The organism is Kitasatospora sp. NPDC041988, assembly GCF_055588525.1.
This window is the reverse complement of sequence record NZ_JBVJCO010000004.1, coordinates 151,251-167,732: the sequence shown is the minus strand read 5'-3', so window position 1 is coordinate 167,732 and position 16,482 is coordinate 151,251. Positions and strand designations below refer to the sequence as shown.

Sequence of the window (16,482 nt, the reverse complement as noted above, 5' to 3'; positions counted from 1 at the left end):
GACATGCCCACTGTCGCCCTGCTGACCGCCGGTCACCTGCTGCACTTCGAACTGGCGGTGGCCTACGAGATCTTCGGCAACCCCCCGCGCGAGGCCACGGACGGCTGGTACGACGTCCGGCTCTGCGGGCCCGGGCCGGTGCGGGTCGGCCCGTTCACGGTCGAGCCCGAACACGGGCTCGACCACGCGGCCGGCGCCGACACCGTGATCGTGCCCGCGTGCGCCGACATCGACGAGCCGCTGCCGGCGGAGCTGATCGAGGCCGTACGGGCGGCCCACGAGGCGGGCGCCCGGGTCGCCTCCCTCTGCACCGGGGCGTTCGTCCTCGGCGCCGCCGGCCTGCTGGACGGCCGGCGGGCCACCACCCACTGGGCCCATGCCGCGGAGCTGAGCGCACGCCATCCACTGGCCGCGGTCGACCCGGACGTGCTCTACACGGACAACGGCAGCGTGCTCACGGCCGCGGGCAAGGCCGCCGCCGTGGACCTCTGCCTGCACCTGGTCCACCTCGACCACGGCGCCGCGATCGCCAACTCCGTCGCCCGTCGCCTCGTCATGCCGCCGCACCGGCCCGGCGGCCAGGCCCAGTTCGTGGCGACGCCGGTGCAGGTCACGGGCGACCACGTGCTCTCCCAGCTGCTCGCCTGGGTCCAGCAGCGGCTGGACCAGCCGCTGACCGTGACCGACCTGGCCCGGCGGGCGAACACCAGCCCGCGCAATCTCGGACGGCAGTTCCGGTCGGTGATCGGGCAGACGCCGCTCCAGTGGCTCCTCACCCAACGCGTACGCCGTGCCCAGGAGTTGCTGGAGGCCACCGACCAGAGCATCGAGTCGGTAGCCGTCGCCACCGGCATGGGCACCGCCACCACGCTCCGACGCCAGTTCAAGCGGGTCGTCGGGGTCCCGCCCGACAGCTACCGGCGCTCGTTCCGCAGCGGCGGCGGCCCGGTGACGGCGCTCTGACCCCCGATTGCGCCGCTCCACCCCGCGACGAGCGCGGAATGTGATCGTCGGACCATGACCAAGCTACTCACCCGCGCGTTCGGCTCCCTGTCCGTCCGGAACTTCCGGCTCTTCGCGGCCGGCCAGCTCGTCTCCGCGACGGGCACCTGGATGATGGTCGTCGTCCAGGACTGGCTGGTCCTCGGCCTGACCGACAACTCGGGCACCGCTCTGGGCGCCGCGACCGCCCTCCAGTTCGCCCCCGTGCTGCTGCTGACCCTGTACGGCGGCCGGCTCGCCGACCGGTACGACAAGCGCCTGCTGCTCACCGTCGCCAACCTGGCCGCCGGTGCGCTCGCCCTGGTCCTGTCCCTGCTCGTGTTCGCGCACGAGGTCCGGTTGTGGCACGTCTACGGGCTGGCACTCGGCCTCGGCCTCGTCAACGCGGTTGAGGTCCCGACCCGCCTCGCGTTCGTGAGCGAGATGGTCGGCGCCGAGCTGCTGCCGAACGCGTCGGCGCTCAGCGCCGCGTACTTCAGCACCGCCCGGGTCGTCGGCCCGGCCGTCGCCGGCCTGCTCCTCACCGCGCTGGGCACCGACTGGGTCATGCTGTTCAACGCGCTCAGCTACCTGGCGACGGTGTCGACCCTGCGGATGATCCGCCCCGCCGAGCTGAGGCGCGGCCCCCGCCCGGACGCCCGCCCGCGGGTGCGGGACGGCCTGCGCTACGTCGTGGGCCGCCGGGACCTGCTGCTGGCCCTCGCACTCGTCGCCGCGGTCGGCCTGTTCGGCATGAACTTCCAGCTGACCCTGCCACTGTTGGCCAAGACGGTCTTCCACGTGGACCCCGCCTCCTTCGGACTGCTGGCCAGCAGCTTCGCCGCCGGGTCGCTGGCCGCGGCGCTCGCCACCACGGGGCGCCGGCGACGGCCGTCGGGCCGGCTGGTGACCGGCTCCGCGCTGGCCTTCGGGACGCTGGAGTGCCTCGCCGGATGGGCGCCCTCGTTCGCTGTCGCGATGGTGCTGCTGTTCCTCGTGGGCTTCACCGCGATCCTCTTCGCGCAGGCCGCGAACCACCGGATCCAGCTCGGCAGCGACCCGCGGTACCGCGGTCGCGTGATGGCGCTCTACACCCTGATCCTCCAGGGGTCCACGCCGCTGGGCGCCATGGGCGTCGGCTGGCTGGCCCAGCATCAGGGTGCGCGTTCCGGGCTCGTCCTGGGCGGTCTGGGCTCGGTGGCCGCCGGCGCCTGCGCGTTCGCGTACGAGCGGCGCGAGCGGGGCGGCCGGGGCGCACGGGACGGGGACCAGGACGGGGACCAGGACGGGGACCGGGGCGGGGACCGGGCCGGGCGGTCGGCCGTCGGGCCCGACCTGCCCGACGAGGAGCGGGTACTGCGCTGACCGGCCTCACCCCACCGCCGGCGGGGGGGGGGGGGGGGGGGGGGGCCGCCCCCCCCCCCCCCCCCCCCCCCCCCCCCCCCCCTCCCCCCCCCCCCCCCCCCCCCCCCCCCCCCCCCCCCCCCCCCCACCGCCGCGCCGCTACTTGCCCCGCAGGCCGACCGGGTTGCCGTCACTGTCCTCCAGCACGCAGATCCGCACCCCCGGACTGACCTCGCGCGGCGCGCTCCGCTCGGTCGCGCCGGCGGCCAGCAGGGCGGTGCGGGCGGCGTCGAGATCGTCGACGTCGGCATGGACGACCGGCCCGCCGGCCACGTCGCCGTGGGGATTCAGGCCGACCTCGAAGCCGTCGACCGAGTAGCCGACGTAGTAGGGCTGGTCGGTGTGCGGCGTGCCCAGCAGCGCGCCGTAGACCTTCTTGGCGGCGTCCAGGTCGGACACCGGGACCACCAGGGTGCGGATCGTCGGACTCATCGGTTCTTCCTCTCGGGTGGAGTGGGCCGGGCCCGCCCGTGCCGAGGGCCGGTCAGAGCCCCAGCCGGGGAGGACCGGTCGCCCAACGTAGCGGCGGGGCCGTCACCATTCCCGCCGCCGCCGCCCACCCGCACCGGCCCTCCTCGGGAAGTCACCCGATCGGACCGGCCCCCACCACCCGCACCCCTGCCACGGGCATTCGCGGGTCGGCCGGATCACGCCGACCCGCGACCGTCGCCCTTCCGACGGAGCAACTAGAATGAGACACCGTCGCGAGTGATCCATCTGCGCACGCACGAAGCGTGTGCACGGGGTGAGGGAAGAGGTGTGCCGTGCCCGAAGCAGACTCCGGTGCGTCCACGCTCGCAGCGAAGCTGGACCGGCTGTTCGACGTGGTCCGCCGTCCCGACCGTGAGCAGTACACCCACGAGGAGGTCGCCCGGGCCTGCCGGGAGGCGACCGGCGAGAGCTTCTCGGCCACCTACCTCTGGCAGCTCCGGACGGGCCGCCGGGACAACCCGACGAAGCGTCACCTCGAAGCGCTGGCACAGTTCTTCCAGGTGCCGCCCATGTACTTCTTCGACGACCGGCAGAGTGCCAGGATCGCCGAGGAGCTGGCACTGCTCGGAGCGCTGCGCAACGCGGGCGTACGGGAGGTGGCCCTGCGTGCGGTGACCCTCTCGCCCGAAGGGCTCGGCACGATCAGCGACATGATCGAGGCGATCGCCCGCCGCGAGGCCGGCGGCAGGTAGCGGCCTTCACGGCGAAGCGGATTCCCTCGGCGTTGCCGCGTCCGTAGTATCACCTCCCGGTCGAACGCCAGGGGGGCGAATCGTGGGGTATCCGGGTGGGGTTGAGCATGGGCTCTGGCAGCGATGTCGGGGGGTCGCGGAGTCGATACCGCTTCCGGAACCGTTCGGCATACCGGCACTGACGGAGGCGCTCGCCCTGCGGCGCGGCAGACCCATCGAACTGATGCCGCTCTCCGGCCCGGAGCACTCGCCGTGCGGTGTGCTGATCAGCACCGACCGGGCGGACTACATCGGCTACCCGGCCGACACCACGGCGCTGCACCAGCAGCACATCGTGCTGCACGAGATCGGGCACCTCCTCTGCGGCCACATCGGGCACATCGGGGGCTCCGGGGGCACCGGGCTGAGCACCGCCGTGCCGCGCGCTCTGACGACCCAGCTGTCGGAGGAGTTGGTGCGCCGGGTGCTCGGCCGGTCCGGATACACGGAGCGGCAGGAGCAGGAGGCCGAGCTCGTCGCCTCGCTCGCCCTGCAACGCGCACTGCGCCGGCCCTGTTCCATGGCGGCCGGCCAACTCGCCGACCAGGTAGGACGGTTACGGTACGTGTTCGGGCGGCCGTTGCGGCGCAACACGGCGCGCCGTGGGTGACCAGGTGGCCAGCACCGCCGGCTACTTCGCCGGTGCGGTCGCGCTGCTGGGCACACTCTGGAAGATCCTGATGGACCGGGGACGCCGCTCCGACCCGGCGCTCCACTACGGCTACGCCTGCGGGGCGCTGATCGGGGCGGGGATGGCACTGAGCGCCCCGGCCACGGCTCCGGCGCTGGCCGCCGTGGTGCCCGACCCGAGCCACCTCACCCTGGTGGCCGACCAGTTGAAGATCGCCGCGTCCGGGGCACTGGCCATGATGGCCTACTCCACCTGGCCGGCCGCGACGGCGCGACGCGCCGTGCGGCGGCAGACCGCCCTCACGGCCGCCACGGTCGTGCTGAGCATCGCCGCCTTCGTCGCCGCCTCGCCCGTCCGGGAGGGCGCCGCGGTCAGCGTCAACGGCGCGGGCAGGCCGATCCTGGCGGCGTACGTCGCACTCTTCGCCGTCCACACCACGTGGTGTCTGGCGGTCTTCGGGTTCCTGATCGGGCGCTGTGCACGGTGCCTGCCGCCCGGGGTCCTCCGGCTGGGCCTGCGGCTGATGGCGCTCAGTGCGCTGGCGGGCCTGATGTGGACGGCGGACAACCTGCACGACCTGGCGAACATCCTCACCGCGGGCCGTGAGAACGGTGCGGAGAGCAGGGTGTCCGGGGTGGCGGGCGCCGTCTGCGTCACGCTGGGCTTCGCGGGAGCGACCGCGTCGGCCTGGGCCGACTGGGCCGGACGCGTGCGGGCCTGGCACGATCACCGCCGGCTCGGTCCGCTCTGGTGGGCCATGCGGACCGCGCTGCCGGAGATCGAACTCGTCACCCCGGACCGGCTGTTCGGGGGCGGGAGAGGCCGGCGGCGAGGCGATGTCCAGTTCGCGCTGTACCGGCGGATCATCGAGATCCGGGACGGCCAGCTCTCCCTCCGCCCCCATCTGCATCCGGCGGTACCGCTCTGGGTGGGGGAGGTCATCGGCCCCGCCGAGGCGGAGGAGCTCGCGGCCGTGGTGGAGGCGGCCGCCATCGCCGCCGCTCTGGAGGCGGCCCGGGCCGGGCACCGCTTCCCCGTCGGCCCCGGCGAGGGATGCGTGCCGCACCCGGTGGCGGCGGACATCCACGAGGAGGCGGCGTGGCTGGTCAAGGTGGCCGCCGCGTACACGGGTTCGCCCGCCGTGGCCCACGTCCGCGGCCGGGTGCGCGGCGAGCTGGCCCGCGCGGCGGTAGAGCGCTGACGTCGTGGGACCGCCCCGCCGCCCGGCGTCTACGGCGGGGTGGCGGGGCGGGGTTGGTGGCGGGGCGGGGCCCGATCAGGCGTGGGCCAGGTCCGGCATCAGCTCGTACACCTGCTCGGCGGATGCGGGATCGGCTTCCAGGCAGGCGAGCAGGTCTTCCTTGGCGGTGTCCGCCCGGTCGAGCCCGATCAGGCAACGGGCCCGCTGCAGCCGGGCATCCACGTCCTCGGTCGAGCCGAGCACCTCGTCGAGCAGCCGAAGGGCCTCGTCGTAGCGTCCGGCGTCGTGATGGACGACCGCCAGGTTGAACTGCATGCCGGGGTCGTCCGAGAGCTCGACCGCGCGTGCCAGGTCGGCACTCGCGCCGTCCAGGTCGCCCTCCTCGTAACGGAGTTCGCCGCGCAGGGCCCACGCCTGGGCGTACTCGGGGTCGACGGCGAGGGCGGCTTCCCAGGCGTCGGACGCCGCGGGCGTGTCGCCGTCGGCCGCCAGCAACTGACCCTTCAAGCAGAGGAGTTGCGGGCTCGCCGGGGTGGCCGCGAGGCCGGCCAGGACTTCGCTCCAGGCGAGCTGGTGCTCGCCCGACTCGAGGAGCAGGGCGGCCCGGTTGAGGCGGGCGTCGGCGAACGCCGGGTCGAGCTGGAGGACATAACCGAAGTCCGCCACCGCCGCCTCAGTGTCGCCGAGCTCGGCCAGGACGTCGGCCCGGTTGAAGTACGCCTCGGGGAACGGCGGCGAGAGGCGGATGGCCCGGTCGTAGTCGGCCAGCGCCTGCTCCGGACGGCCGAGGTCGCGCCAGAGCATGCCCCGGTCGAAGTAGTACTCGGCGTAGTTGGGGTCGCACTCGATCACCGCGGTGTAGTCGGCGACGGCCTCGGTGTGACGGCGGAGACCCGCGTACACCTGCGCACGGTTGTAGCGCAGCACGGATCGGTGCAGCGCGTGCTCGTGGTCCTCCAGCGTCTCGTCGAGCCGGGCGATGCAGGCGTCCAGCAGCGCCAACGCCTCCTCCAGGCGGCCCTGGTGGACCTCGATCAGCGCGAGCCCGTTGCGGTTGAACACCACGCGCGCCTCCCGCTCCTTCGGCTCGGGATGCCACTTGGCGAAGGCGATCGCCTGGTTGACCCAGCTCCGGGCCAGCTGGTGGTCGCGCCGGTCGGCGTCGAAGTGCCGGGTGTGGAGCATGGCCGTGGCGTACGCGGCCTGCATGTGGACCTCGGGCGAGGTGCTGAGCGCCCGGGCCTCGTCGTACAGCGGCAGCGCCCGCTCGGCGAGGCCCAGCGCGGCGAAGGAGGTCGTCATCTTGGTGGTGAAGGCCCACCAGTGGGTCGGGCTGCTCTCGTGGGTGACCAGCCGCCGGCCGCGTTCGCCGAGGTCGAGGACGGCGTGGTAGTAGCCGAGGTCCATGCAGTGGTCGAGCGCGTGGCGCAGGATGTCGGCCCCGGCGCCGGACGGGTCGCTGCCGTGCTCCGCGTGCCAGGCGATGGCGCCCAGCCGCAGGGAGGACTCGCCGGCCGTCTCCAGCTCCGCCCGCCGCAGATCGTGCAGCCGGGCGCGCTCGGTGGGCGGCAGGCCCAGGTAGGCGGCGATCTCGTCCGGATTGTCGCCGACGCCGTCGCCGGCGATGTAGCTGCGGCCGAGCGCGGCGTCGGCCGGGGTCCGGGAGTGGCCCTCCGCCGACCGGCCCTCGTCCGGCCGGCCGCCCCGGTCCGACAGGTCGAGCACCGTGCACCAGGTGGCGAGGGCGGTCGGAAGGTCCTCGCTTCCGATGCCGGCCGGGCGCTCCGGCGGCTCGCTGCCGGTGGTGACGACCACGGTGAGCAGCGCGGGATCGATGCGCCGCAGCAGGACGGCGAGGAACTCGGCGTCGGTGGGGTCGGCCCGGTGGGCGTCGTCGACGATCAGTGTGCGCGGGGCCGGACCGGCCGCGCGCAGGTACGCCTCCAGGAACTCGACCAGGCCGTGGGCGATCCGCAGGGTGCGCAGCGCGGAGTAGAAGCGGGTGCGCTCCTTGGGCACCGCCAGGGAGGTCAGCGTCTCGCGGGTGGCGGGCACCAGGTCACGCAGTTCCGGCGTGGTGGAGAGGATTTCGATGTCGTGCCCGGTGACGGCCTCGGGGCAGCGGGCGAGCGCGTCCGGGACGATCGCCCGCAGGATCGAGCCGACGGCGGTGTAGGGCCCGCGCAGCCGGCGGTCGGCGTTCACCGCGGCGAGCACGGGCGGCAGGTCGAGCCGCTCGCGGGCGTCGACGCGGGCGGGACGCCCGGCGGCGCGGACCCAGTGGTGGCGGTGCTCGGCCATGACACAGCTGCCTTTCGTGCGGTGGCGCAGGGGCGAAGGGAGGGTTCGGGGCTCAGGCCGACCGGGCGGCGCGCCGCTCGCGGGCGGCGAGCACGACGACGGCGGCGGTCTGCGCGAGGCTGAGCAGCATGAGGGCGAGCGAGTCGAGGCGGCCGGCGAGGTCGGCCTGTCCGGTCAGGCGCAGCCACATGTCGTGCAGCATGCGGTACGCCGTCGGTACGACGACCCCGGCGAACATCGTGAGGGTGAACACGTAGCCCACCAGCATCAGCCAGGCGTACCAGCGCGCCACCCTCCGGTCGACCGGGTGGTGGGCGGAGAGGTCCAGCGGCGGCCGGCCGACGACCCGCCGAACGGCGTTGCGCAGCACGTCGGTTGCGGCGGCATGGAGGTTCACGCAGCCCAGGACGGTACTGAGCAGGACGTAGATGTCGGTCCGCAGGTAGAAGAACCCCTGCCAGGCGAGGCGTAGTGCCGTGGCGTAGGCCATCGCGAGACAGAGCGACGCGACCACCCCGTTGGCGTCGCGGGTCACGTCGGCGACCAGGGTGAGCAGGGCGATCGCCAGGGCATCGGCCAGCATGCCGGCCATGATGGGCAGATAGCGCTTCCGGCGCGGCACGCTGACCAGCCCGTCGAGGGAGGTCTCCAGCACCAGGTAGACCAGGCGGCGGCCGATGGAGAGCCGCGAGCGCAGGCCGAGCCGGCGGCCGGCCAGGGCGTGGAAGGCCTCGTGCAGGGCGAGCAGCGGCACCTGGCCGACGAACAGCATCAGCACGACGAGGGTGTAGGACGAGCTGAAGAACAGGTTGTCGACGCGCGGGACCAGCTCGGGCACCCGGACCATCTCGGTCACGGCGAGGGCCGTCACCAGTGCGTAGCCCACGAGGGCCGGTCGGCTGAACACCAGCTGCCCCAGACGCTGCCAGCGCACCGGCGTGGCAGGTCCCGCCGGTGTGTCGTCGCCGGCGGGGCGGACGAGGTCGAGGTCGACGAGCGCCTCGACCAGGTCGGCGATGTCGACGCTCTCACCGTGCACGGCCTCGTAGCGTCCGGCGGTCTCGCGGGGCGTGAGGCCCTCGGCCAGCATCCGGACCAACTCGGCACCGTCGGCGGGGAAGACGGCGTAGGTGTCGGTCTCCGGGCTGCCGATGGTGACCTCGTCGGCCTCGGGGAGGTACACGAGCTCACGGAGCGGTATCGGCCGGTCCAGGTCGATGCCCGGGGCGGTGGAGTTGCTGTCCGTGGAGGAGTGCACGGATCCTCCTGCGGGAGGTAGGCGGAGGGGGCGGGGTGGAGCGGTGCCGGCCGGACGTAGTGGCCGGCCGGCACCGTGTTCCCCCTTTACCCGGGGGGATCGGTTCAGTTCTGCACGGCGCAGGACCACGGCAGGTACAGCGCACGGGCCGCGCTGGTCAGGCGAACCGGGCCGGCCTTGCGGACGACGATCTTCTTCATCGCACACACCTCCTTCGGTGATGGGTCATCAACAGTGCCATCAGCTGAGATGAATGACCCACTGGGAGCCATCCATGCCAGCTTGGCGATGGACCAAGAGTGATGAAGGTGTGGTGATCGTGTCAATAGATCCAGGCGCCCTGACCTGAGCAGGCATCAGCTCCCCGAGGAAGTCCCCAGGTCGAGGGCGGTGCGGAGACCTCAGGGACGGGAGAGCAACTAATAAACTGAAATAACGGACCGGCGCCCTGCTCTCCACATAAGCTGATCCCGCAGACCCCAAGGACACCCGAGCGGGCCACCCTCCGGTGGGGCTGCGCGCCGCTGCGCGCCGCTGCGCGCCCGCCCCTGCCCGGCCCCTACCCGGCCTCGGCGTCGACCTCGACGGTCAGGCCTTCGACGGTCAGGCCTTCGACGGTCAGGCCTCCGACGGGCCGGCTCGCCGCGCCGTGTCCCTCACACGTTCCGGCCCCGGTGCGGGAATGCGCAGCGAGTCCAGCAGCGGGGGAAGCGGGCCCTCCGGCGGCGCCTGCCCGGCGGCGCGGCCGATCTCCCCTATCCATGCGCAGAGTTCGGCCGTTCCCGTGGCGTCGGTCACGTTCCCGAACCAGACCGGCCGGGCGCGCCGACCGTCCTCGTGCCGCCCGTGCGGGCGGACCACCACCACGTTGGCCTGCTCGCAGGGGCCCAGGCAGTCCGTGACGACCAGGCGCGCGGCCGGCAGGGCCGCCACCGCCTCGGCGAGCACGGCCAGTTGACCCTCGTGATCGGTGCCGGGCCGCTTCCTGGCAGTGCCGCAGCAGCAGCCCCGGCAGACCACGACATCGACGGCAGCCGTTACCGGTGACATCGCCCAACCTCCTCGTGGGGTTCCGCGCCCCAACCGTCGGAGAAACCACGGGTCAGTGTCCTGACTCCCGGATCGACGCTCGCCCCGACCTTCCGGCCACAAGGCCGTGATCGTCACCTGCAGGGGGTCGCTCCCCGGTCACAGTGGCGGGACCGCCCCGGAATCACACCGGGTTCCTGCGCACCGTGGTCTCGGATGCTTACATTTCGTGCGCGACCCTGCCCCACCGCGTACGAACACGTCAACCCGGGCCCACTCACGCGAGGCGCCCGCAGCGCACGTTCCACCGGCCGGCACGTCCGCTCAGGTCCGTGACGGAGAGCGGCTCCACATCGAGCCGCCAGAACGCCGAGGCCGGCGCGCCGAGCGCGTGCTGGACGGCGGCCCGAACGACGTCCGGTTCCGTGACCACGACCACCCCTCCCGCCTCCGGGGCAAGGGCGTCGAGCCAGGTACCGACCCGCGCGAGGACATCGAGCAGGCTCTCCCCGCCCTCCGGGGCGAACTCCGGATCGGCCAGCCACCGGGCGACCGCCCCGGGCTCGGCCGCGGCCACCTCGTCAAGCCTGCGGCCTCTCCAGCGGCCCATCTCGCGCCCGCCGGGAGCGGACCGGGCCGAGGCGGGGAGGCCGAGGGCCTCGGCGGTCTCGCGGCACCGGACCGACGGGGAGACGAGCACCTGACCGGTGGCCCGGATGTCGCCGGCGGCTTCCCGCGCCTGCCGCAGCCCCGCCGGGTCGAGCGGGCTGTCGTCGTCGAAGCGCGCCTGCCGCATCGCCTCGCTCATCGCCGCCGAGATCAACGTCACCCGCACCGCCACGCCGCTCCTCCTCTGCCTCTCCGACTGTCCCGTGGAATCCGCCGATCGGTCCACGCACGCGGCGCCGGGGCGTGCACCCCGGGACAGACCGGCGGATCCGCGCCGCCCGCACGCTCCTGGCGCAACCGCCGGCTGCCGATACCGTCTGCTCGATATGACGAGGACGGCATGACGGAAGTCCGGTGCGAATCCCGCACGGTCGCGCCACTGTAAGCCAGGCGGGCGCCGCCCCCACAGGGCGGTGGCCCCGAGTGTCAGCGGATGGTGATCCGGTCGAGGTTGGGGCCGCCGTCGGCGGTGGTCGAGGTGACCCGGATGGCGTTGGCTCCGGCCTTCAGCGGGACCGGGAGCGAGCTGGTCGCCCAGCTGTCCCAGCCCGCGGTGGGCGGGAAGGGGCGCCCGGCGGCGATCCGGGTGCCGTTGACGGTGATGTCCATCGGCCGGTCGACGGTGGTGCCGTTGGCGTACCTCAGGTCGAGGGTGGCCCCGGACGCGGCTCCCGCCTGAACCGTCCACTCGGCGTAACTCCCGGCGGAGTTAGCCAGGTTGACGAATCCGGTGCCGCCGTACCCGGCGTGGTCGGCCTCGATGGTGCCCTGCGAGATCCGTGCCTCCTCCGCCTGGTAGACGCCGGAGCCGCCGGAGACCAGCTGGTAGCCGCGCATCGCGGTGGTCAGCAGGTAGCAGTCCTGGAGGGAGCCGGAGGTGTCGCCGAGCGAGCGGTAGATGCCCCACTTGGGCCGCACTCGGTCCGCGAGGAAGGTGTCGACGCCGGTCCTGGTGACGTCGACCACGGTGGCGCCCGCGCTGCGCAGGATCCACCGGACCGACCCCGAACTGCCGTCCCCCACCTTGATCTGGAAGTCGACGTCCACCCAGCGGTCGTGCAGCTGGTCCAGGCTGGTACGGCCCACCAGGACTCCGCTGACGGGGAGTTGGAGTTCGATGGTCTGCGCGCCGCCCACCCGGCGCAGGGACTGCACGACGATTGGCGAGGTGCCGTTGCCGGGCTGCTTCATCTGCATGATGTGGGTGAAGGTCGTGGTCGCCTTCAAGGAGGAGGGGATGTACATCGAGTAGGTGGTCCGCCAGGTCTGGCCGGGCAGCCACTGCAGGTAGGCCCCGCCCGCGGGGCTGCGCATGCCGGTGACCTCGTGGCGCTGCCGGTCGGTGGAGCTGTCCCGGTCCACCGTGTGCATGGTCCAGCGGTAGGTGTCGTTCTCGACCCGGATGTGCGGATGACCGGCCGGATGGGAGTCGGCGCGGTCGTCCTCGATCGTCTCGAAGGCGGCGAGGCCGACGGTGGCGGCCGACGGTGCCCAGCGCTGCTGCCAGCTCGCCACGGCCAGGGTGGCGGCCGAGGCGGTGGTGCGCGGCAGTCCGGCGGTGGCGACGGCGGTGAGGGCGGCGCCGAGGACTGTTCTGCGCGAGGGCCTGTTCATGGCGCTACCGTGCCTTCCCCGGGGAGGAGTGAACTGGGTGACGTACAGAATCCCGGGATGAGGGAACACGGTCAAGAGATGTGGTTAGGAAAGTTTCCCAACCAATCCCGGAGCCGCCGCAGGACCACCCCGGCCCCGTCCGGGAACGGGCGCGCCCGAGTGGAAGGCACGCCGCCACTGCAGGCGACCTGGGTGCCCAGCCCACCCACACGCCCCGGTTGATCGGCGCCGGCACGCCGGCCCCGGAACCGCCGCCCGCGCGGGAACCTCCGGGCCAAGACCAACTGGCTACGCTCGGTGGCACGGGCGTACGCCGAAAGCGGCATCGTCCGGACGGCCTCGCGCGAGGCACCGATGCTCGAGACGGCACAGGGACGAGAATGAGCAACCCACTTCAGGACCAAGGCTTCTTCCGAAACCCGTACCCCACCCTCGCGGCACTCCGAAGCACCTCGCCGGTCCGGAACGTGCCCAGCGGAGGAGGGCGGTCGAGCTACCTCGTCACCGGCTACGCCGAAGCCAGAGCTGCCTTCACCGACCCGCGGCTGTCCAAGGACACGGCGGCCTTCTTCGCCGGCAAGGACACGGGACGCAACCTGCACCCCGCCGTGTCCCAGAGCATGCTGGCCACCGATCCACCTCAACACACACGGCTGCGGAGCCTGGTGACGAAGGCGTTCACGCCAGGCGCCGTCGCTCGGCTCCGCCCTCACATCGCCAGCGTGACGGACGAGCTGCTCGACGCGTGGGCGCCCGGCGAGCAGACCGACGCCATCGCGAGCCTCGCCGTCCCGCTGCCGGTCACCGTCATCTGCCAACTCCTCGGAGTTCCCGACGCCGACCGCGCGGCGGTGCGCACATGGTCCAACGAACTCTTCGCGGCCGGACAGCCCGAACGGATCGACTCCGCCTCGCACGCCGTCGCCGGCTACCTGGCTGACCTCATCGAAACGAAGCGCCGCACCCCCGACGACAGCCTGCTCACTGACTTGATCCGTGCCCGCGACGGCGAGGACCGGCTCAGCGAGAACGAACTCGTCTCCTTGGCGGTGCTCCTTCTCGTGGCCGGGCACGAGACCACCACCAACTTGATCGGCAACGGTCTCCTGGCCCTGCTACAGGCACCGGATTCGTTGCACCGCCTGCGAGGCGAGCCTGACCTGGTCGACGCGGCCGTGGACGAGCTTCTCCGGCTCGACTCCCCGGTGAGCATGGCCACCTTCCGGTTCGCCACCGAGGCCATCAGCCTCGGCGGCACCGAGATTCCTGCGGGCTCCCCGGTGCTCATCGCGCCCGGCGCCGCGAACCGCGACCCTGCGCGTTTCTACGACCCGGACCGACTCGACATCAACCGGGATGCCAAGGGGCACCTCGCCTTCGGGCACGGAATCCACCGGTGCCTCGGGGCACCCCTGGCTCGTGCCGAGGGCGAGATCGCGTTTCGGGCCATCGCTACTCGCTACCCTCGGCTTCGCCTCGCAGTGCCCGCCGAGGAGTTGGAGTGGCGGCACACAAGGTTGATGCGGGGCCTGGTCTCCCTACCGGTTCTACCGTGACCATGCCCGACGCACCAGCTCCGCCGCTTCCGGCCACGACTGGCGCGCTGAAGGCGATTCACACGGTTGAGTGCACCCCAGAGCGCGCCAAGGCTCCCAGGGCGAAGATCACTTGCAGATGGCCACACCTGAGACTCGCGGCCGATCACCAGAGCCATCATCCGGTGACGCGAACGTCTCCCCGGAGCGGTGGATCGCAGGCCGCCTGGACCGCTGTCCACCGCGACTCAGCGCACCGCCTCCGGGGCACGTATTCCCAGGTCAGCGCACCCTTCCCCGTGGCTTCAGCGGGAGGGCGGGGAGCTCGGGCGCCGACAGCCGGGTGCCGTCGTAGCCGTGGACGTCGCCGAAGCGGGCGGTGGTCATCCAGTCCTCGCGGGCCTGGGTGATCTCCTCGCCGGAGCGGCCGATGAAGTTCCACCACATATCACCGATTCAGCGTTTTCACCCAGGTCAGAGGCCTGGTGGACCATCCCCCGTCAGCAAATAGTCAGCATTGGTACGCGGGGAGTCGATCAGCATGGCCACCAAGGCTTTGGCCCACGGCATGGGCACCTTCTTCAAGGAGTGCGAGCACCCTCAGGCGAGGTGGTCCAAGTGCCCGCACGAGTACAAGATTCGGTACCGCGACGCCACCGGAAAGCAGGTCGAGGAGTCGGGCTACGCCACCCAGGACAAGGCCATCACCCGGTTGTCCGAGATCTACAAAGCCAAGAAGGACACCCCGCGAAAGCAGAGCAAGGCCGAGCGCATCCAGAAGTACGGGGTGATGCAGTTCGGCGAGTACGTCGCCGAGTGGAAGGCCGGCCAGCGGCATCTCGGTGAGTCATCGGTGCGGGCTCTCGACTCCCTGTTGGAGCACCACCTCTTCCCGGCGCTCCGCAGTCGTCGGATGGGCACGTTCGACCACAAGGTCGTGGACGGCTTCCTCCAGACCATGGAGCGCAACGGCGTCGGGCTGGCAACGCAGTCCAACGCCTACGACAAGCTCAAGTCGATCCTGCTCGATGCCCATCGACTCGGCATCTACGACGAGAGCCCGCTCGAGGGTGTGAGGCCCCCGCAGTACGACCCGACGCGTGCCGTCATTCCCTCGCCGACGCAACTCCGGGACATACGCACCGCCGGCGACGACATGTTCCTCCTGATCACCGACCTCATGAGCGGCTGCGGGCTGCGCAATGGGGAGGCGGCGGCAGTCAACCTCAGGAACATCGTGGCCGACGACATCTACCGGATCACGGAGCAGGTGAATCAGACCACCAAGACCTATGGGCGGTTGAAGCACCGTAAGGTCACCGAGTACCGCGATGTCCCACTTCCGGCGCGGGTCAAAGAGACCATCGACTGGTACGCGGACAAGTACGGCACGGTCGATGGCTACCTTCTCCGGCATCCTCACGACCTCAGCAAGGCGTTTCCCTGCTACTACCTCGACAACCAGTGGCGGAGGATCAAGAAGTCGGGTGTGGTGGAGATCCCCGAGGGGATGGTCGTCTACAGCTTCCGGCACTTCTTCGCATCGAACTGCCTGACCAATGGCATTCCGATCACTGATGTCGCCGAGTGGATGGGACATAGGAGTCTCGACATCACATTCAAGATCTACCGGCATCTCATGCCGGGGTCGATCAGCAAGGCCGCCAAGATCCTCGATCTCGGCCTGGCCGCTTAAGAGCAAGGAGCGGCCCCGGCTCCGATCGAGCGGGGCCGGGGCGTGCAAGCACTCGCTACTCAGTATCTGCCGTTCACGATCCAGAAACCGTCTGCTGCTTGAGCCATGACTGGACCTCAGAAATCCTAAACTGGATCTTCGCATTACGCCCTCGCCCGAACTTGTAAGGGATGAGGCCCAACTGCGGAGCCTCCCTGTACACCCACGGCACCGACATGTTCAAGTACTCTGCGGTCTGCTTGACATTCATGAACTGAGCCGACACGAGCACTCCATAGGTGATGGCACGATCGAACGCCAGAGCGGGATCGCTCAGGCAGATATCACCTTCCGGGCGAAAGCTGGTTTGGAATGACCGGCACTTACTGATATGCGGTGCAAGTGGCGCGTGTTTGGAGGTCACTCGTCCAGGCAGGGCGGCGGGGCATGCGCCGCCTGGCGTCCCGCGTAGCGGTACCAGGTTGCCCAATCAGAACAACCTTGTCAGAACACCAACCGCCTGCAGGGCGCGGATGTGCTCGCCGGCACGTTGGGGCGACTCGGGGGCTTCAGGGTTCGATGACGAGGCGCTCGATGCTGCCCTCGTGGAGGGTGAACTGGTAGCGCAGGTCGACGGTTCCGCCGGGGAAGTTGCCTTCCAGGTGGTGGACGGCGGTGTAGCGGGTGGCGTCGGTCTGCTGTGCGCGGGTCAGTTCGATGGTGTAGGTGTACTCGCTGGCGGAGCGGGTGAGCCATTCCTTGATCGCGGCGGGGCCGTTGTAGGTGGTGCCGTCGTCGGTGACGGTGGCCTGGCTGGTGAAGGCGCTGAGCGCGGCGGCGGTGTCGTGGGCGCGGTGGGCGTTGAGGTAGCGGGTGATCACGTCGGGGAGTGCGGCGGGGTCGATGGGGCGGCCCTGGGTGGCCTGGTGCTCGGTCATGGCGGTCCTGTCGTGGGTAGGTT

General features: G+C 71.5%; 15 protein-coding genes, 2 pseudogenes and 1 riboswitch. Of the genes and pseudogenes, 7 read left to right on the top strand and 10 right to left on the bottom strand.

All coding sequences use genetic code 11. The annotated features are described in order from the left end of the window. Nucleotides 1-3: 3 nt before the first annotated feature. Nucleotides 4-963: a helix-turn-helix domain-containing protein gene (locus ACZ6NC_RS06780; protein WP_465729663.1), complete on the top strand. Its 960-nt coding sequence runs from the start codon at nucleotides 4-6 to the stop codon at nucleotides 961-963. A gap of 54 nt (nucleotides 964-1,017) precedes the next feature. Further along, nucleotides 1,018-2,346, top strand: a complete 1,329-nt coding sequence (locus tag ACZ6NC_RS06775; RefSeq protein ID WP_465729661.1) for an MFS transporter — start codon at nucleotides 1,018-1,020, stop codon at nucleotides 2,344-2,346. Nucleotides 2,347-2,484: 138 nt separating this feature from the next. Here the strand turns inward: ACZ6NC_RS06775 and ACZ6NC_RS06770 are convergent, their stop codons facing one another. After that, nucleotides 2,485-2,817, bottom strand: a complete 333-nt coding sequence (locus ACZ6NC_RS06770; protein WP_465729659.1) for a VOC family protein — start codon at nucleotides 2,815-2,817, stop codon at nucleotides 2,485-2,487. Nucleotides 2,818-3,149: 332 nt separating this feature from the next. Here ACZ6NC_RS06770 and ACZ6NC_RS06765 point away from each other — a divergent pair, with 332 nt between their 5' ends. The 3 genes from ACZ6NC_RS06765 to ACZ6NC_RS06755 all read left to right on the top strand — a co-directional run bounded on the left by ACZ6NC_RS06765 (nucleotide 3,150) and on the right by ACZ6NC_RS06755 (nucleotide 5,440). Further along, a complete protein-coding gene (locus tag ACZ6NC_RS06765) occupies nucleotides 3,150-3,569 on the top strand; it encodes an XRE family transcriptional regulator (RefSeq protein ID WP_465729657.1) in 420 nt (139 codons plus the stop codon). A 223-nt stretch (nucleotides 3,570-3,792) separates the two neighbouring features. Further along, the gene (locus ACZ6NC_RS06760) at nucleotides 3,793-4,218 is read left to right on the top strand and encodes a hypothetical protein (RefSeq protein ID WP_465729655.1); all 426 of its coding nucleotides are present in this window, start codon (nucleotides 3,793-3,795) and stop codon (nucleotides 4,216-4,218) included. Nucleotides 4,219-4,222: 4 nt separating this feature from the next. Then, nucleotides 4,223-5,440 (top strand): MAB_1171c family putative transporter, encoded by a 1,218-nt coding sequence (locus tag ACZ6NC_RS06755; protein ID WP_465729653.1) that lies wholly within the window; start codon nucleotides 4,223-4,225, stop codon nucleotides 5,438-5,440. Between the two features lie 75 nt (nucleotides 5,441-5,515). Here ACZ6NC_RS06755 and ACZ6NC_RS06750 read toward each other — a convergent pair whose 3' ends face one another. The 6 genes and pseudogenes from ACZ6NC_RS06750 to ACZ6NC_RS06725 all read right to left on the bottom strand — a co-directional run. Further along, nucleotides 5,516-7,741: a tetratricopeptide repeat protein gene (locus ACZ6NC_RS06750; RefSeq protein WP_465729651.1), complete on the bottom strand. Its 2,226-nt coding sequence runs from the start codon at nucleotides 7,739-7,741 to the stop codon at nucleotides 5,516-5,518. Nucleotides 7,742-7,793: 52 nt separating this feature from the next. Next, nucleotides 7,794-8,999 carry a hypothetical protein gene (locus tag ACZ6NC_RS06745; RefSeq protein ID WP_465729649.1) on the bottom strand — a complete coding sequence of 402 codons (1,206 nt, stop codon included), beginning with the start codon at nucleotides 8,997-8,999 and terminating at the stop codon, nucleotides 7,794-7,796. 618 nt (nucleotides 9,000-9,617) lie between these two features. Continuing rightward, nucleotides 9,618-10,049, bottom strand: a complete 432-nt coding sequence (locus tag ACZ6NC_RS06740) for a (2Fe-2S) ferredoxin domain-containing protein (protein WP_465729647.1) — start codon at nucleotides 10,047-10,049, stop codon at nucleotides 9,618-9,620. A 32-nt stretch (nucleotides 10,050-10,081) separates the two neighbouring features. Next, a riboswitch (cobalamin riboswitch) is annotated at nucleotides 10,082-10,252 on the bottom strand. Nucleotides 10,253-10,305: 53 nt separating this feature from the next. Then, nucleotides 10,306-10,869: a histidine phosphatase family protein gene (locus ACZ6NC_RS06735; protein ID WP_465729645.1), complete on the bottom strand. Its 564-nt coding sequence runs from the start codon at nucleotides 10,867-10,869 to the stop codon at nucleotides 10,306-10,308. A gap of 254 nt (nucleotides 10,870-11,123) precedes the next feature. After that, nucleotides 11,124-11,534, bottom strand: coding sequence for a carbohydrate-binding protein (locus tag ACZ6NC_RS06730; RefSeq protein ID WP_465729822.1), 411 nt, complete (start codon nucleotides 11,532-11,534; stop codon nucleotides 11,124-11,126). Continuing rightward, a pseudogene (locus ACZ6NC_RS06725) lies at nucleotides 11,514-12,311 on the bottom strand (Tat pathway signal sequence domain protein); the annotation flags it as partial. The pseudogene ACZ6NC_RS06725 and the gene ACZ6NC_RS06730, both read right to left, overlap by 21 nt. A 380-nt stretch (nucleotides 12,312-12,691) precedes the next feature. Between ACZ6NC_RS06725 and ACZ6NC_RS06720 the strand changes: the two are divergent. Next, nucleotides 12,692-13,867, top strand: coding sequence for a cytochrome P450 family protein (locus tag ACZ6NC_RS06720; protein WP_465729643.1), 1,176 nt, complete (start codon nucleotides 12,692-12,694; stop codon nucleotides 13,865-13,867). 261 nt (nucleotides 13,868-14,128) lie between these two features. Here the strand turns inward: ACZ6NC_RS06720 and ACZ6NC_RS06715 are convergent. After that, a pseudogene (locus ACZ6NC_RS06715) lies at nucleotides 14,129-14,293 on the bottom strand (pirin family protein); the annotation flags it as partial. A 94-nt stretch (nucleotides 14,294-14,387) separates the two neighbouring features. Between ACZ6NC_RS06715 and ACZ6NC_RS06710 the strand changes: the two are divergent. Next, nucleotides 14,388-15,542: a tyrosine-type recombinase/integrase gene (locus ACZ6NC_RS06710; protein ID WP_465729641.1), complete on the top strand. Its 1,155-nt coding sequence runs from the start codon at nucleotides 14,388-14,390 to the stop codon at nucleotides 15,540-15,542. A 73-nt stretch (nucleotides 15,543-15,615) separates the two neighbouring features. Here ACZ6NC_RS06710 and ACZ6NC_RS06705 read toward each other — a convergent pair whose 3' ends face one another. Together ACZ6NC_RS06705 and ACZ6NC_RS06700 are read right to left on the bottom strand one after the other, a co-directional pair. After that, nucleotides 15,616-15,945 (bottom strand): helix-turn-helix transcriptional regulator, encoded by a 330-nt coding sequence (locus ACZ6NC_RS06705; protein WP_465729639.1) that lies wholly within the window; start codon nucleotides 15,943-15,945, stop codon nucleotides 15,616-15,618. A gap of 145 nt (nucleotides 15,946-16,090) precedes the next feature. Beyond that, nucleotides 16,091-16,459 (bottom strand): nuclear transport factor 2 family protein, encoded by a 369-nt coding sequence (locus ACZ6NC_RS06700; RefSeq protein ID WP_465729637.1) that lies wholly within the window; start codon nucleotides 16,457-16,459, stop codon nucleotides 16,091-16,093. Nucleotides 16,460-16,482: the final 23 nt, after the last annotated feature.

Coding starts and splice junctions, on each gene's coding strand:
- ACZ6NC_RS06780 (WP_465729663.1), top strand. CDS start 4: ATGCCCACTGTCGCCCTGCTGACCGCCGGTCACCTGCTGCACTTCGAA.
- ACZ6NC_RS06775 (WP_465729661.1), top strand. CDS start 1,018: ATGACCAAGCTACTCACCCGCGCGTTCGGCTCCCTGTCCGTCCGGAAC.
- ACZ6NC_RS06770 (WP_465729659.1), bottom strand. CDS start 2,817: ATGAGTCCGACGATCCGCACCCTGGTGGTCCCGGTGTCCGACCTGGAC.
- ACZ6NC_RS06760 (WP_465729655.1), top strand. CDS start 3,793: ATGCCGCTCTCCGGCCCGGAGCACTCGCCGTGCGGTGTGCTGATCAGC.
- ACZ6NC_RS06750 (WP_465729651.1), bottom strand. CDS start 7,741: ATGGCCGAGCACCGCCACCACTGGGTCCGCGCCGCCGGGCGTCCCGCC.
- ACZ6NC_RS06740 (WP_465729647.1), bottom strand. CDS start 10,049: ATGTCACCGGTAACGGCTGCCGTCGATGTCGTGGTCTGCCGGGGCTGC.
- ACZ6NC_RS06730 (WP_465729822.1), bottom strand. CDS start 11,534: ATGCGCGGCTACCAGCTGGTCTCCGGCGGCTCCGGCGTCTACCAGGCG.
- ACZ6NC_RS06720 (WP_465729643.1), top strand. CDS start 12,692: ATGAGCAACCCACTTCAGGACCAAGGCTTCTTCCGAAACCCGTACCCC.
- ACZ6NC_RS06710 (WP_465729641.1), top strand. CDS start 14,388: ATGGCCACCAAGGCTTTGGCCCACGGCATGGGCACCTTCTTCAAGGAG.
- ACZ6NC_RS06700 (WP_465729637.1), bottom strand. CDS start 16,459: ATGACCGAGCACCAGGCCACCCAGGGCCGCCCCATCGACCCCGCCGCA.